The organism is Neobacillus ginsengisoli (assembly GCF_030813055.1).
In genome coordinates, this window is sequence record NZ_JAUSTW010000004.1 from 587,215 (window position 1) to 603,552 (window position 16,338).

The 16,338-nt window shown below is 37.9% G+C and carries 13 protein-coding genes, 1 tRNA gene and 2 pseudogenes; 6 read left to right on the top strand and 10 right to left on the bottom strand.

Features of this window, described 5'->3' with window-relative positions; genetic code table 11:
• Nucleotides 1–21: 21 nt before the first annotated feature.
• On the bottom strand, nt 22–978 hold the full coding sequence (gene miaA, locus J2S10_RS15220; protein WP_307409271.1) for a tRNA (adenosine(37)-N6)-dimethylallyltransferase MiaA: 957 nt from the start codon (nt 976–978) through the stop codon (nt 22–24).
• Between the two features lie 357 nt (nt 979–1,335).
• Here miaA and mreBH point away from each other — a divergent pair, with 357 nt between their 5' ends.
• A complete protein-coding gene (gene mreBH, locus J2S10_RS15225) occupies nt 1,336–2,343 on the top strand; it encodes a rod-share determining protein MreBH (RefSeq protein ID WP_307409273.1) in 1,008 nt (335 codons plus the stop codon).
• A gap of 327 nt (nt 2,344–2,670) precedes the next feature.
• Here the strand turns inward: mreBH and rpsR are convergent, their stop codons facing one another.
• The 4 genes from rpsR to J2S10_RS15245 all read right to left on the bottom strand — a co-directional run bounded on the left by rpsR (nt 2,671) and on the right by J2S10_RS15245 (nt 4,729).
• Complete coding sequence (gene rpsR, locus J2S10_RS15230) at nt 2,671–2,913, bottom strand: 30S ribosomal protein S18 (protein WP_307409275.1); 243 nt, start codon at nt 2,911–2,913, stop codon at nt 2,671–2,673.
• A 51-nt stretch (nt 2,914–2,964) separates the two neighbouring features.
• Nucleotides 2,965–3,252, bottom strand: coding sequence for a 30S ribosomal protein S6 (rpsF, locus tag J2S10_RS15235; protein ID WP_307409276.1), 288 nt, complete (start codon nt 3,250–3,252; stop codon nt 2,965–2,967).
• 139 nt (nt 3,253–3,391) lie between these two features.
• Nucleotides 3,392–4,174 carry a hypothetical protein gene (locus tag J2S10_RS15240; RefSeq protein ID WP_307409215.1) on the bottom strand — a complete coding sequence of 261 codons (783 nt, stop codon included), beginning with the start codon at nt 4,172–4,174 and terminating at the stop codon, nt 3,392–3,394.
• Nucleotides 4,175–4,288: 114 nt separating this feature from the next.
• Nucleotides 4,289–4,729, bottom strand: coding sequence for a hypothetical protein (locus J2S10_RS15245; protein WP_307409217.1), 441 nt, complete (start codon nt 4,727–4,729; stop codon nt 4,289–4,291).
• Nucleotides 4,730–4,960: 231 nt separating this feature from the next.
• On the opposite strand from J2S10_RS15245, the gene J2S10_RS15250 reads away from it, so the two are divergent.
• The gene (locus tag J2S10_RS15250; RefSeq protein ID WP_307409218.1) at nt 4,961–5,164 is read left to right on the top strand and encodes a hypothetical protein; all 204 of its coding nucleotides are present in this window, start codon (nt 4,961–4,963) and stop codon (nt 5,162–5,164) included.
• A gap of 137 nt (nt 5,165–5,301) precedes the next feature.
• Here the strand turns inward: J2S10_RS15250 and mutL are convergent, their stop codons facing one another.
• Both mutL and mutS read right to left on the bottom strand, forming a co-directional pair.
• Nucleotides 5,302–7,221: a DNA mismatch repair endonuclease MutL gene (gene mutL / locus J2S10_RS15255; RefSeq protein ID WP_307409220.1), complete on the bottom strand. Its 1,920-nt coding sequence runs from the start codon at nt 7,219–7,221 to the stop codon at nt 5,302–5,304.
• 21 nt (nt 7,222–7,242) lie between these two features.
• Nucleotides 7,243–9,897, bottom strand: a complete 2,655-nt coding sequence (gene mutS, locus J2S10_RS15260) for a DNA mismatch repair protein MutS (RefSeq protein ID WP_307409223.1) — start codon at nt 9,895–9,897, stop codon at nt 7,243–7,245.
• A 249-nt stretch (nt 9,898–10,146) separates the two neighbouring features.
• On the opposite strand from mutS, the gene glnA reads away from it, so the two are divergent.
• The gene (gene glnA / locus J2S10_RS15265; protein WP_307409225.1) at nt 10,147–11,496 is read left to right on the top strand and encodes a type I glutamate--ammonia ligase; all 1,350 of its coding nucleotides are present in this window, start codon (nt 10,147–10,149) and stop codon (nt 11,494–11,496) included.
• A gap of 60 nt (nt 11,497–11,556) precedes the next feature.
• On the opposite strand, the pseudogene J2S10_RS15270 reads toward glnA, so the two are convergent.
• Nucleotides 11,557–11,945 (bottom strand): annotated as a pseudogene (locus J2S10_RS15270) (polysaccharide deacetylase family protein); the annotation flags it as partial.
• Between the two features lie 113 nt (nt 11,946–12,058).
• Here J2S10_RS15270 and J2S10_RS15275 point away from each other — a divergent pair.
• The 3 genes from J2S10_RS15275 (at nt 12,059) to J2S10_RS27470 (ending at nt 14,296) form a co-directional block, all read left to right on the top strand.
• Nucleotides 12,059–12,132, top strand: a tRNA-Arg gene (locus J2S10_RS15275).
• Between the two features lie 1,207 nt (nt 12,133–13,339).
• On the top strand, nt 13,340–13,429 hold the full coding sequence (locus J2S10_RS15280) for a YjcZ family sporulation protein (protein ID WP_307409227.1): 90 nt from the start codon (nt 13,340–13,342) through the stop codon (nt 13,427–13,429).
• Between the two features lie 600 nt (nt 13,430–14,029).
• Nucleotides 14,030–14,296, top strand: coding sequence for a heterocycloanthracin/sonorensin family bacteriocin (locus J2S10_RS27470; protein WP_370876218.1), 267 nt, complete (start codon nt 14,030–14,032; stop codon nt 14,294–14,296).
• 312 nt (nt 14,297–14,608) lie between these two features.
• Here J2S10_RS27470 and J2S10_RS15290 read toward each other — a convergent pair.
• Both J2S10_RS15290 and J2S10_RS15295 read right to left on the bottom strand, forming a co-directional pair.
• A pseudogene (locus tag J2S10_RS15290) lies at nt 14,609–15,056 on the bottom strand (VOC family protein).
• Between the two features lie 161 nt (nt 15,057–15,217).
• Complete coding sequence (locus tag J2S10_RS15295) at nt 15,218–15,979, bottom strand: class I SAM-dependent methyltransferase (protein ID WP_307409231.1); 762 nt, start codon at nt 15,977–15,979, stop codon at nt 15,218–15,220.
• Nucleotides 15,980–16,338 lie beyond the last annotated feature (359 nt).

Consider the following 16,338-nt stretch of genomic DNA (forward strand, 5'->3'; position numbering starts at 1 on the left):
TATCCTCCTCTTTTATCTCTACTAATATGTATTCGATTTTACTTGTAGCTTTCCTTCAACATAATGTGAAATTTCGGTGATTTTTTTTTCGAAATTCCAAGCATCTGTCATATCAAACCATTCTACATCCATTTTGTTACGAAACCAAGTTAATTGCCTTTTGGCATATCGTCTTGAATTTTGTTTTAAATTTTCGACAGCCTCATTCATTGTAACCTTACCGTCAAGAAATTCATAAATTTCCTTGTAACCGATCGCCTGGATAGATTGGCAATCACGTAAGCCCTGCAGATATAATTCTTTTACTTCCTCTACAAGCCCTTCTTCCAGCATCAAATCGACGCGGTAATTAATTCGTTCATAAAGCTTTTCCCTATCCATCGTCAAACCTACGAGAGCAGTTTGGTACAGGAGATCAGGCTGCTGTACTTTTTGATATTCACTCATGGTTTTACCTGAACAATGATAAATTTCAAGTGCACGAATGACCCTTCTTACATTGTTTGGATGGACTTGTAAGGCACTTTCGGGATCAATTTCCTTTAACTCCTGATATAAGGCATCATTCCCGATTTCCTTTACTTTTGCTTCGAGCAAGGAACGAAAAGCTTCATCTGCAGGAGCATCCGAAAATTGATAATCAAAAATAACGGACTGGATGTAAAGACCTGTTCCACCTGCAATGATCGGCAGCTTTCCTTTCCCGGAAATCTCGCTTATTTTGGTTCTTACAAGATGCTGGAATTCTGCTACGGAGAAACTTTCGTCTGGTTCTTTAATATCTATCAAATGGTGCGGGATGCCTTCCATCTCACTTTCTTTTATTTTTGCAGTCCCAATATCCATTTTACGATAGATCTGCATGGAATCCCCGCTGATAATTTCACCATTATATCGCTTTGCTAAATCGATACTTAACTTTGTTTTCCCAACTGCTGTCGGTCCAATGATAACTAATACTTTTTGTTTTGAATCCAATATTTTCACACTGCCTTATTCCATTTTCAACGAAAGCGAATTCCCTTTTTCCGCTCCCGCACCTTCATCCTAACACAAATTTAAAAAGCAGTAGAACATCAAACAAGTATATACAAAAAATTTCTTTTCTATGCATTTTAGGATGATGTATTTTCAATATCCATTTCAAACCCAAATTAGATAAATTTTTCTTCCAACTTTACAAAACGATAACGTTTCATTACAAACTAGAAAAATTTTTCCGACATCATTACAATACGATAACGTTTCATTTACAAACACCCACCTACCCCCCTATTCATGTTAGGCTTAACCGTAGCTTATCTTGTAGAAAAATAGGGGAAATAGGTGAAAAATATGTTATCTACTTTTGATATCGGAATTGATTTAGGTACTGCAAATATATTAGTTTACAGTAAAAATAAAGGGATTGCTCTGAATGAACCTTCCGTTGTCGCAATCGATACTGAAACCAAAAATGTTGTAGCGGTTGGGATTGAGGCAAAAGAAATGATAGGGAAAACACCGGAAAAAATAGTGGCTATCCGCCCATTAAAGGACGGAGTAATCGCTGATTATGACGTTACAACCGAAATGCTGAAGCATATTATGCGCAAAGCATCTAAGAAAATGGGCTTTGCGATTCGCAAACCTAATGTTGTCGTTTGTACACCATCCGGCTCAACAAGTGTCGAACGTAGAGCCATTCAAGATGCTGTTCGAAATGCCGGTGCGAAAAAAATTCATTTAATCGAGGAGCCTGTAGCTGCAGCCATCGGTGCAGGTCTCCCCGTAGATGAACCGGTCGCGAATGTAGTCGTGGACATCGGCGGCGGTACAACGGAAGTTGCGATCATTTCCTTCGGCGGCGTTGTCGCCTGCCATTCAATTCGAATTGGCGGTGACCGTCTTGATGAAGAAATCATCCAGCATGTTCGAAAAGAGTACAATGTGTTGATCGGTGAGAGAACGGCCGAAAAAATCAAAATCGAAATCGGTTATGCTCTGATAGATCATGAGGAATTGTTTATGGATGTCCGCGGTCGTGACCTAGTGACGGGATTACCAAAAACTATTAACCTTTCATCCTATGAAGTAAGGAATGCAGTGAAAGAATCATTATTGCATATTTTAGAAGCTATAAGGGCCACACTTGAGGACTGTCCGGCAGAACTCAGCGGTGATATCGTTGACCGCGGTGTCATTCTTACTGGTGGCGGTGCATTAATGAATGGAATGGAGCAATGGCTTAGTCAGGAAATCTTTGTTCCCGTTCAGCTTGCACCAAATCCACTCGAATCAGTAGCGATTGGAACAGGAAGAGCGCTTCAATACATTAGCAAACTAATGACAGCTACGAAATAAGGAAAATAGTAAAAGAACGGCCGCCTGTCAAGTTATTTTTAACTTAGGAGCGGCCGTTTTCGTTTTCGTAAACATTGTAGTTTTTACAAAACAAAATTATTTTAAGGTCGAGATGTTGGATTAATTGAGGTATAGCCTGCTATTACTGGCGGATATGCCGATTTCATTTGTGAAAGGCTACTTTTATTTGCGGAAAAACCAATTTCATTTGCGAAAATGCTACTTTTATTTACGGATATCAGGTTTCTATTTCAAAAAGCCACAATCTTTAAGAAAAGAGCCATTTAGAACAAAAAAGACAGCCAAAGGCTGCCTTTTTACCGTTCATTATTCACCTGCAACGTATGGTAATAATGCCATCGTACGTGCACGTTTAATCGCAACTGATAGTTTACGTTGGTACTTTGCGTGTGTACCTGTTACACGACGTGGTAAAATTTTACCGCGTTCAGAGATAAACTTTTTTAGTAAATCTACATCTTTATAATCGATGTTTGTGATACCATGTGCTGTGAAGTAGCACACTTTACGGCGTTTTGCGCGTCTGCCGCCGCCTCTGCGTTCTCCCATTGCCATGATTATTTCCCTCCTTTAAATGTTTTTGTATGGTCAGATCGTCAATTATTCTGCTTCTTTAACAACAATATGGCGAATAATGTCTTCGCTGATTTTAGCTAGACGGGAGAATTCTTCTACCGCTGCAGCAGGAGCATTTGTTTTTACGATTTGGTAGTAACCATCGCGGAAATCATTGATTTCATATGCAAGACGGCGTTTACCCCAATCTTTTACTTCTGCATTCTCAGCACCATTATCGCTTAGAATCGTAGTGAAACGCTCAACAAGAGCTTTTTTCGCTTCATCTTCAATATTTGGGCGGATGATGTACATAATTTCGTACTTTTTCATCACAGTCACCTCCTTTTGGTCTATGCGGCCTGTAAATAGGCAAGGAGCAATTTATATTACTCACAAGTTAAAACTATACCAGATTAATTCAAGAAAGGCAAGTCTAAATCAAAATAAAAAGAACTATCGCTAGTTCTCCTTACAGTTTTACTATTTTGGAGGGATTGTTAATTTTATAAGCTACTGCTACATCAATAACAAATTCTTCGGGAACATCCTTTCCTTTTGCCAGCTTCTTTGCTGCCACTTTCCCATCAAATTCCAACAAATCACCTGCTGCCAATTCAAACTTTTTTAGTGTTTTGCTGTGGCTGCACCAGGCATACTTAAGCTCTAATGGCGACTCTTTAACGATCACCACATCCTCAAGGACTACCACTTCATCATTTTCCTCATTAAATGGATTATAGGTCATAGCAAATTGTTTTACCTTGCCTGTAAAATGCACTTTTTCTTCCGGAAGCTCCACTTTAGCAGGTCTCTCTTTCTTAGGTTTTGGCTCCTTTACTTTCTTCGGATTCGCTACCATTGCCTCTTCGGGTTCTTTTTTATGAACTTCCAAAATCGGTTCGGATTTTTCCGATCCTTTGTCCTCTTCTCCCCAGATGCTTTCTTTCCCAAAACTCGCTTGCTGCATTTCTTTTAAGTAGGCAGGATGAATACAACTAAGATTTCCATCTTGAAATTCAATGACGAGTGTATTGAATTCTGTTTTCAAACCAAAAGTTTCGTAACCCTTAATCGTGACAAGACGTTGAATCGTCTTGTCCTTATACCAAAACTCCTTTTTCACTTCTTTTGTTGCAGATAATCCCCATTCCTTCATTTTTTCACGATAATGTTCCTCGTCGCGAAAAATTTCAAACTCCCCTTTGGGTGGTATATACTGAATTTCTTCAGTTTGTTGCTGTTGGCTTAGCATTTTTTTCACATCCTAATTTGATTCAAGCTATTGATATGATTATAACATTTTAACAATAATTTTTTGTCAAAAGAAAAAGCGATACCTTTTTAAGTATCGCTAATCTGACTCTTTTTACTCACTTTGTCGTTTTCTTAATCGGTTGAAGTAAAGAAAAATCGGTAATGGGATGACGATAAATCCAAGACTTTTAATAATTTGATTTTTGGCACTTTCTTTCATCCGATTTTTTTCATCTTTTACAGTCTGATCATAATTAGCTCGTATTTCTGTTTCACTGATATTTTTATTTTCCGTTTTTCCTTGGTCATACATTTGTTTATAATCTTGATAATTTTGATAATAGCTAGGCGGGCTAATTAAATCTGCCGCTGCCATAAATATCGAAATCCCTCCGCCAATCACCATCATAAGGGTTGCAAACAAGACTAAATAGGTATAAAGATGACGTATCACAGCTTCTTCCCCCTTTTCTTTGTTTTTCACCGCATAAACAATTACAAAAATAATAATGACAACAGGTAGAAATGTACTTAACAGGGCAAAAGCGACCAAAAGTTCACCCCCTTTTTCCCACATTCTCTTTTTATATTAATATTTCAATTTCGTCTATTCATGCCAATAGCAGGGAAAAAACCCCTTTCATCTCCATTTTATCAAAAATACATTTAATTACCTTGGTCAATTTTGAAAAAATTTTAAATCATTAGACAGTTTGTCCGATCTCCTCTTTTAATTCTTAATAGACTGCTATCAGTAGTTTTTCAAATCCAAGGAGGGCTTAAAATGTTAATTAGCAGCAATAATGATGATTGTTTAGATTGTAGCGGTAATGTGAGCAGTACCAGTAGATGTAATGGATGTGCTTGTGACCAGCTGAGAAGTTTACAAACAAATACAGAAGTGGTTGTATTTTTAGCGAGCGGTGTAATTCTAGAGGATGTTGTTTTTGTTACCTTCGACCCAAATAGTTGGTTCATCATTCTTTAATGAGCCTACGACAGAGCCGAATAGAATCATTGTCGTGGATTGTAATTTTATCCAAGCAATCCGTTTCGAAGCTGATTGAATAAATTGAGGGTTTTTCGGTTACTCAAAAAACCCTCTTTTTTTATTAAAAAACATTTCTACATTACTCGTTTAAACATCTTCTCCATATCGTAGGAAGAGTAGTGCACAATAATTGGTCGCCCATGCGGACAGGTAAACGGGTCAGAAGCTTTACGCAAATCATCCAGCAGTGCTTGAATTTCATCATTACGTAAATGACGATTCGCTTTAATCGATGCCTTGCAACTCATCATGATCGCTGCTTCTTCACGAAGTTTTTTTATATCCACCTTTTTCATCGATAGGATCTGTTCGATCATGTCCTCAATGATTTCCTTTTCTTCCCCTTTTGGAAACCATTGCGGATGTGATCGAACAATAAAGCTATTTAGCCCGAATTCCTCAAGGAAAACCCCGACCCTTTCAAGCTCGCTTTGATGTTCAGTTATTTTAACATAATCATCTGTTGAATACTCAAAGGTTAACGGCACAAGCATTTCTTGTAGTTCAGACTGAACTTGGCCCACTTTTTCACGGAAATACTCATACTTGAGTCTTTCCTGTGCTGCATGCTGATCGATAATATACAAGCCATTTTCATTTTGGGCAAATATATAGGTTCCATGCATTTGGCCGATTGGGTATAGTCTCGGCACTCTACTTTCAGTTGGTGAGTGATGTTCGTTAGCTTCCCATTTACCGGAATCGTCCAATGAATTAACAAATAAGTCATTTGAGCCTTCATCCTTTTCGTCGATAAAATCATCATTCGATTCATCGGATTGACCGGAAGGTTCGAAATGCTCTCCATCATTATTAATCTTCATTTCCCTATGGCTCATAAAAGGTTCAGCCCATGGATGGCTTTCCTTAATCGCCTGGAAACCGGAACGTTCCATTTTTATCTCCTTTGATTCATTTGCAGCCGGTGTTCCTTCATCAAGTATGAGCGTTGTTTGTTCCGACTTTGGAGTTTCTTTCTTTACAGCAGTGTAGGCGGTCGGGATTAGGATCTTTGATTTAAAAACATTTTTTATGATATTTGTAACAAGTTCATTTAGTTCTGCTTCTTTACTTATGCGGACTTCCATTTTTGATGGATGAACATTCACATCCACAAGCAGCGGGTCCATCTCAATATTAAGAAGAACAATTGGGAATCTTCCTATTGGCAGCAACGTATGGTACCCTTCCTGGATCGCTTTGGCCAATGGATAGTTTTTAATAAATCTTCCATTAATCATGGTTGAAATATAATTTCTCGATGCTCTTGTGACCTCAGGCATGGATGCATAGCCACTAATACGATAATCGAGCGAAACTCCTGAAATAGGGACAAGTTGCTTGGCAATTCCCATACCATAAATTGCCGCAAGTACCTGACGAACATCGCCGTTTCCGTTCGTTTGCAGCAGCTTCCGTTCGTTATGTATCAAGCGAAAGGCAACCTCAGGATGGGAAAGAGCCAGGCGATTGACAACATCCGTAATATTCCCTAATTCTGTGTGAATCGTCTTCATATATTTCAACCGCGCAGGTGTGTTAAAAAATAAATCGGTAATCGTGATGTCCGTTCCTCGTCTGCTCGAAGCTTTTTCAAACGCTTCGACTTTTCCGCCTTCAATAATCACTCGATTTCCAGTACCTTCACCGGTAGAGGTCTTCATCTCCAACCTGGAAACAGAAGCGATACTCGGCAGGGCTTCTCCACGGAAGCCAAGCGTCCGAATACGGAACAAATCATTTTCATCTTTTATTTTACTCGTTGCATGACGCTGAAAGGCAATGAGGACATCCTCTTCGTCGATTCCGTTCCCATTATCGGTAATGCGAATTTTCGCAAGCCCCGCTTCTTCTACTTCAATCTCGATTACGGTACTGCCGGCATCAATCGCATTTTCAACAAGCTCTTTCACTACAGAGGCGGGTCGTTCGACTACCTCACCCGCTGCTATCTTGTTAGACAAAGCATCATCTAATTGGATAATCTTGCCCATCCCAGGTCACCTCCTAAGCTTCTAGCCCTTTAACTTTTTGTGCAGCTCGTACAGTAAATTAATAGCCTGAAGCGGTGTTACGTCTAATAAATCAAGTTCTTTAATTTTCTCTAAAACGCGCTTTTCTTTAGAAGAGTGTTCATGCCTTTTCGGCTCTTTTGGTTCATCAAAAAATGATAGCTGTGCAGGTTGCTCCGAAAATGGTTCTTCCAGTATTATTTTCTCTTTTGCAGGAATAGTTTTACCCACAGGTTTTTCTTGGAGTTTCTGCTCCTTGGTCATAGGCTCAGTCTGAGCATCTTTCTGTTCTAATGCTGTTAAAATTTCATTTGCGCGTCGAATTAATTCCTGTGGCAGCTCCGCAAGTTGTGCTACGTGAATCCCATAGCTCTTGTCAGCTGGTCCTTCTTTAATTTTATGAAGAAAAACAACGTTCCCATTATGTTCAATGGCACTTACGTGGATATTCTTTAGCTTTGAAAGCTCTTCATCCAAAACTGTCAGCTCATGATAATGGGTTGAAAAAAGCGTTTTTGCTCCTATACGACTATGAATGTATTCAATAATTGCTTGGGCGAGAGCCATCCCATCATATGTTGATGTACCACGGCCAATTTCATCAAACAAAATTAAACTGTTTTGCGTTGCATTGGTGATCGCGTTCTTCGCTTCCAACATTTCAACCATAAAAGTACTTTGCCCGGAAATCAAATCATCTGCAGCACCAATTCGCGTGAATACCTGGTCAAAGATAGGCAGAACTGCTTCAGCCGCCGAAACATAACAGCCGATTTGCGCTAAGATCGCAGTCAAGGCGATTTGGCGCATGTACGTACTTTTACCCGACATGTTTGGTCCCGTGATTAAAAGTACTTCACGATCGTTATCCATAAAGCAGTCATTTGGAACATATTCCTGGGAATTCAACACTTTTTCCACGACGGGATGTCTACCGTCCTTTATGACAACCCGACGTTCCGTAGAAAATTGCGGTTTCACATAGCGGCGCTCTTCACTCACTTGTGCAAAGCATTGGAGAACATCAAGTTCACTAACGGTTTTAGCTAATGCTTGCAAGCGCGGGATATGTTCTTTTACGGTCTCACGAATTTCGGTAAATAGCTCATACTCAAGCTCGCCGCATTTTTCTTCCGCTTGTAAAATTAACGCTTCTTTTTCTTTTAGATCCGGAGTAATAAAGCGCTCGGCATTGGTTAAAGTTTGTTTACGCTCGTACCGCCCTTCTTCTAAAAGGTGTAAGTTAGCTCTTGTTACCTCAATATAATAGCCAAAGACGCGGTTATAACCAACCTTTAACGATTTAATACCTGTTTTTTCCCGCTCCTCACGCTCCAGCTGAGCAATCCAAGTTTTCCCGTTTCGACTGGCATCCCGATATTGATCTAATTGTAAGTTGTATCCATCCCGGATCATATTTCCTTCTTTTAATGATAGAGGCGGATTCTCTACAATAGCTTGTTCCAACAAATCAGTGACCACTTCACACGGATCAAGGAGGTCAGCAATTTTATTCACATCTTCTATTTGCATGCCGAGAAGCGTTTGTTTTAAAAATGGAATCTGCATTAAAGAGCGCTTCAATTGCACCAAATCACGGGCATTTACATTGCCAAAGGCAACCCTTCCGGCTAATCGCTCTAAATCGTACACTTCCTTTAATTTTTCACGAAGTTCCTGTCGTTCAAAATAATGATTCAATAGGACTTCTACCAAGTTGTGACGATGTTCAATTTCCTCCTGCTTGATCAAAGGACGGTCAATCCAGTGTTTGAGCATCCGACCTCCCATGGAAGTCATCGTCTCATCCAACAGCCATAATAGCGAACCTTTCTTTCCCTTCGAACGAATAGTTTCGGTTAACTCAAGATTTCGTTTTGAATAGTAATCAATTTTCATATATTCATGAATTTGATAGGTGGTAACAGGCTGAAGATGGTCAAGACTTCTTTTTTGCGAACGGTACAAATAGTGAAATAGTCTCGCAGCGGTTTGCTTCAATTTATCCTGGTTTAAGTCTTCAAGCAAATGGGAAAAATTCATTTCTATTGAACTATTATCTTCAATCGAAATGGCGAGAATATCACGTTCACGCATTTTCTTTTGCAATTCCCCATCGAAGCTGCTTGCGATTACCACTTCCTTAGCACTCAATACCGCCAATTCATTTAAGACTTCTTCAAAATTATTTGAAAGCAAAGTCACACGGCTTTCACCTGTTGAGATGTCGTTATATGCAAAACCGTATGTTTGGTCATTAAAGGATGTAACAGAAGCAATATAGTTGTTTTCTTTATCGGAAAGTCCTTTGCCCTCCATCACAGTCCCTGGAGTAATCAACTGGACAACTTCCCGTCTAACGACGCCTTTTGCCTGTTTCGGGTCCTCGGTTTGCTCACAAATAGCTACCTTGTACCCTTTTGAAATTAGCTGCTCGATATAGTTAGGAGCCGAATGGTACGGAACTCCGCACATTGGAATCCGATCTTCAGAACCACCTTCACGGCTAGTTAGTGTTATCTCTAATTCTTGCGATGCCTTAATGGCATCCTCGAAAAACATTTCGTAAAAATCGCCTAAGCGAAAAAATAAAAAGGCATCTTGATAGTCTGCCTTGACTTGTAGGTATTGTTGTATCATCGGCGTATAAGCAGCCATAATGACCTCCGCATTTTCATCAATTCTAGTATCTTCGACAAATTATTATAACATAAATGGGCGGTTCATTATTAGGAAGTTAAAAACCATCTTTTTATGATTGACATATATAAAAAGGTAAAAATTAACTATTGATTATTAAAGAAATTTAAATTTTTTAAAAATTATTGACATGAGAGTGTATATGAATATAATAGATTCATAGTGATGTAAGCAAAGCTAACATGAAAAAGGGAGGAATATTCACATATGGTATTCGTATTAGATACTGAAAACAAGTTAAGCGAGATTAAACAAATCATTGAGGAGAAAAACGTTGAGCTTCTACATATGCAATTTGTAGATCTTGAAGGAACGTTAAAGAACGTTACAATCACAGCTGCACAACTTGAAGATGCAGTTGAAGGAAAAATTATGTTTGATGGGTCTTCTATCGTTGGATTCTCTCCGATTAACAAATCTGACCTTTACCTTCAACCGGACCTTAACACTTTCGCTGTTTTACCTTGGTCTGTTGAAGAAGGATTTTCCGAAGCCCGTTTCCTTTGCAGTGTAACAAATCCGGATGGGACTCTATTCGAGGGTGATACTCGTAACGTCTTAAAAAAGACTGTTGAAAAAGCAGCTGACCTAGGATATAGCATCTCAGTCGGACCTGAATTGGAATTTTTCCTGTTCAAAACCGATGAAGATGGCAGACCAACTGTAAAAACCCACGATGTGGGCGGCTATTTTGAGCCATCACCTCATGACATCGGTGAACGCGTTCGTTTGGAAATTTACCGTGCTTTGAAAGCAATGGGCTTTACAATCGAAGCTTCACACCACGAAGTAGCCGAAGGGCAACATGAAATTAACTTTAAGTACGCGGATGCTTTAACAGCTGCTGACAACGCAACAACGTATAAGTGGGTTGTTAAAACTGTGGCTAAACAATTCGGATTGCACGCTTCCTTCATGCCAAAACCTGTGTTTGGTATTAATGGTTCCGGCATGCATGTAAATATGTCATTTTTCAAAGATGGCCAAAATGTTTTCTTTGACGAAAATGATGATCTTCAATTGTCTGAAACAGCTTATCAATTTATCGGCGGTTTACTAGAGAACGTAAAGAACTTTGCTGCAATTACAAATCCGCTTGTTAATTCATATAAGCGTCTTGTTCCGGGTTATGAAGCTCCTTGCTATATCGCCTGGTCTGCTTCAAATCGTTCTGCCTTAATCCGGATTCCTGCAAAAAGAGGAATGGCTACACGTGTTGAACTTCGTTGTCCGGATCCATCTGCTAACCCATATTTGACTTTTGCTGTGATTGCAGCAGCAGGTCTTGATGGTGTGAACAGAAAATTGACTCCGGTTAACTCTGTAAATGAAGATATCTTCCATATGTCCGGCGAAGAGCGTGAAGATCGCGGAATCGAAAGCTTACCTGGAAGTCTTGAGTCTGCTGTAGATGCTTTGGAGGCCGGTGATATCGGTCGTGAAGTACTTGGTGAGCATGTGTATAACGAATATGTTGCTCTAAAAAGATCTGAATGGGATAGTTATCGTACAGCAGTTCACACTTGGGAGCTTCAAAACTACCAAGCTAAGTTTTAATAATAATAAAAAAGGAGCCCCGATAACGATCGGCGTGGCTCCTTTTTTTCTCTCCGAAAACTATGATTTTTGAAGCTCATTTACGGTTACAAATCGATAGCCTTCTTTTGTTAAACTCTTTAGTATTTCTTCTATTGTTTTGAGTTCGTTTCCGGTTTTATCATACATGGTATGAATTAAAATGATCGAACCCGGTTTCACACTTCTCCTTACGTAATTTACTTTGTCAGAAACCGAGGTATAGTAAGTGTCCTGTCAAGACTCCATGTAATGGTATCTCTGTTATGTTTCAATAAATAAAATGGCAGACCGACTAGCTTTTCACCATTAGGCCGCCCAAAATCGATTTCTCCCTTATAGCCTGTTTGACGAATTAATTGATCGGTTTTTTCAATTTCTTCTTTGATGAAGGATTGACTTTTGAAAACCATCTGTTGATGGGAATAGGTTATTGTATCCTAATTCATCCATACTTTTGGGATAAATATATAATTCAATAACAACTTATTTATTGACCTTTTTCGATTAACTTATTATAATTAAAAACGTTCCTTATTTAAATGTCCCAGTAGCTCAGCAGGATAGAGCAACAGTTTCCTAAACTGTAGGTCGGAGGTTCGAATCCTCTCTGGGACGTACTTTAAAAAAAACGCTATGTTATCATATTGTTTACCGTTCAATCATACGGGACAATTACGTGACATAGCGCTTTTTTTCCTTGTCTGTAGTACGTGGTTTTTATGGCTGTGGGACAGATTTCGATAGCTGTAGGACACTTCGGCTATATCTGAGGAGGCGTTAAAAACCGGATGAAAAGAAGAATTATCGGTGAAAGAGGTCTTAAAGTATCGCCACAGGACCGACAGATTAGTATTGTCCTATAAACTATTGACGAAGCACAAGTGCGTTTTTTTATATGCCTTATCTCACAATATACTGAAAACTATTTATAGTAATGCTATTAAAGAGTTTACTCATTATTGAAATTTTTGTTAGTTTTATTAAGAAAATTATTTTTATGGACAAAACAATCAGGTGCATTTTGTTCAACAGCGGATGGAGCTGGAAAAACAATACATCTAATCATTGGGCAAATTAGGCGGACAAGCCATATTATATCTGTTAATCTGCAATTTTTACTGGCTACTAAAAAAGTAAACTCATGTCCTAATTGGTCATGAGTCAGCTTACTTTTTTATCATTCTTCTTATCACCCTTCTTGATTTTCTGAGCTAATTCGATCAGACCTTTTGCTGCCTTTTCTGCATTAAAAGTTCCAGTTTCTTTGTATTCAAAATTCATGGTGGCAACACCTCAAGATATTGTATTCAGACTGATTTGATTTCTTATCTTGTCTGTGTTGTCCTTGTATCTATAAAATTTTATTTGTAAAGCAAGGATGATAAAATTATGCGAAAATGGGTTAATTGTCAACAGCCCCTGTAGGGCTTTTTTGTGTTTGAGACTATTCCTTAGTAAGATGTATGTGCATGGTAAGGTTATGGATTGGGTTTTGGCTAAGCTCTAACTTATGTATCTGTTCATGTAAATAATCAATGGGTTAAGCCTTATTTTTGAGGAAGTTTTTGAACCAATTAAGAATTTTTATTTTAAATCAAAACTTGTCCATTCACTTTTATTTTTGAGTGCATATATTGTTACTACCACCGAGCCAGCAACATAGATAGTTATACCTCCACGAGACGTTTGCAAGCATTGCAGACGTTTCTTCGCTTTTTTTTAGGCATATCGTTGATTTTGTCCTAGATTATATGTTGTCCAATCGAACCTTCCTTTGAAAAATTTATATATATATATAAGCAAGTGATGGGAGGTGTTATATATGGATGGAACAATGGGAAGTTCTTTTGCGTTAATCGTTGTATTGTTCATTCTTCTTATTATCATCGGAGCATCTTTCTTGAGATACTAATTGTGGGGAAAAGGACAGATTAAACCAATCTGTCCTTTTTTATTTTTTTCCAGCTCGATTGCCTTAGCTATCAATCGAATATTAATATTTGTTTTACAACATCATTATTACAAATGTCCTTTGTTAGGCTCTCACAGTTTTGATTTTATCATTTCTTTTAAACTCCCACGTTGGCTCAATAACAAAAAAGGGATCGCTGCCGCAACTCCATCTTAAACATAAGCACCCGTTGCATAACATCTTATGTATCGTTTTAGATACAAATTAAATATTAATTTATAAAATTCTTCCCTTTTGAAGGGTTTCTTCTTTGAGAATTAAAACAAGCAATATCAGATTAATCAACCACAAGTTTTCCTGAATGAAGGAACAATTCTTTAATACTTCAACGTGAAATAGGCACTTAAATTAGTAACAATGACCTAACAGGAATCATAATTTGTTGAAGAGAGTACACGTAGAATAAGATGGTTTCAATTACACAAAAATGACAAATTACCCTCGTTCAACTCTCTATTTAGGTGTAGGACTAACATGATTATTAAATACAAAGGGGAGGAAAAAATGCAGAATCTTCAAAACCAACTACAAATGTTAGGAATGGATAATTTCCAAGCTGGTAATTTAATTCCAATTGATCCAAACCTCAATGATCCGCGTCAATTTGGCGGTATGCGTTGTGGTGGCGGTATGCGTTGTGGTGGTTTTCGTTGTGGCGGTTTTCGTTGTGGCGGTTTTCGTTGTGGCGGTTTTCGTTGTGGCGGCTTTAGTTGTTTTAGTTGCTTTAGTTGTTTTAGCTGTTCAAGTTGTTTTAGCTGTTCTAACTGTTTTAATGATTTTAACAGTTCTAACTGTTTTGGAGGTTGATAGTTCTCAAAAGGAAAAAATGGTTAGGAAAGTGCCCCTGCGTGTTCTGCATCATGGGCACTACTTTATTGGATTATCATATTCGACAAATAAAAGTACATAAAATGATAGTACACAATTAGAAACGATTATCTGTCTCGAATCATCGATTTATATTTTAATACGAAATTAAAAAAGATCGCCATTTTGACGACCGAACTTTCTTAAACTAATGCACCCAGATAGTTTAAGTGCACTATTTCACAATCTTTATTCAGGAATAAAAAAGCGGACTTTGCTGTTAAAAAAATCACACCTAGTTATCAAACAAAGTTATGAGTACAATTTCTCCCATTCACTCAAATACATTTTTTCTGACTGGTCAATTTCTTTTGGTAATCTTGTAATAAACTCCAAATGGTTCCCATCTGGATCGTCAAAGTAAATCATTGCGTGAGCTTGATTAGGGACAACCACGGGTTCATCTGTTCCTATATGAAATTCATCTCTTACTTCAATCCCTCGTTCCTTTAACCAAATTTTGGATTTCTTAATAGCGTCTAAGTCAACATAAAACGCAATATGTCTCATATGAAACGTGATAAGCCATTTTTGATTCTGATCCTTCCCATAAACCAATCCAACTTTTTCCTTCTTCAATCCAAAAAAAAGCAACTTTCTCATATCTTTAATATAGTTTTAAACCTAATTTTTCATAAAACTCGATTGAACGTTCTAAATCACTAACTGGTAAGTGTGCTTCATAGAGACCTTTTATCACTGACCTTGCCCCCATTATTTAAATATCACTCAATTATTTTAATTTTTATAAAATTCTTCTACATAACTGCCTCTTAGTTTAACTAACAATAATGAAAAAGGCTGTCGAAACAGTCCATTTGTAGTAAAACAAAACACCTTTGAAGAATATATTAAACTAAATTATTTGACGGCTTTAGTTGCGATATAACAAGGCATATATTGAGTTAATTTTCCTTTATGATGATTGTCTTCATAAAGGTCTTTTAGTTGGAATCCAGCTTTAATTTGTCCACCAATCTGGGTTTCTAATGAATGGCTAAATTGTACACCACCATTTTTAATTAGTTCTTCAGTGTTATTGTTATTACTTTCAAGTCCATTATAAGGCAATTTATTTACCACCTTAAGTTCTTCTTCTCCCTCGCCAAACATATAGATAACAGGGTTGGTGAATCCTGAAAGAAGTACACCACCTTTTTTCAAAATTCTATAACACTCTTTCCAAACATGTACCACGTCTTGTACATAGCAATTAGACACAGGATGAAAAACCATATCGAATGTATTATCTTCAAATGGTAAAGGCTTACTCATATCACCTTTAATGATTTCAATCGAATACCCTTCTCTCTCAGCAACCATTTTCTCCAATTCAAGTTGCTTTGCCGAATAATCAAAAACTGTAACATTGGCATTTTGTGCTACAAAAACAGGGCATTGTTGTCCACCTCCGCTAGCAAGTCCCAAAACTTTTGCACCGTCCAACGGAATAAACCAATCTATAGGAACAGGCTTACAAGGTGTTAGGTATATATCAAAAATACCTTGAGTGGCTTTAATAAAATCATCGTGATTTATTGCCAATGACCACTCTCCACCTGATGAAGCCCAGTGATTCCACATTTCAGAGTTTATTTCTGTATAACTTATATTCTTTTTCATTTCGAACCTCTCCCTAGTAAGAACGTAAAAATGACTTTTAATTTAATTCGCTTTCCTTGTTCAACTATCCTCCCTAAATATAGAATGCAAAATCTCCCGATTTCTCCGTTTTTCTTAGATTTTCATAGTAGTTTACCTGGTGGTAATCGCATTATAGTTAGGTAAATATCACTTGAAAGGATAAAATTGGACCTTTTGAGAAAAAAGACTTATAATCCACTAACCATCCACTTACAGAAATTGGTTAATGAGTCAAAATATGATCGCACTGGTGGATGTCCACATTTCTCATGGAGGTCAACCCTCCCATGCCTCACAGAGTCTTCGCTCTCAAATTCCTTCGTCCAACCTATCCATGA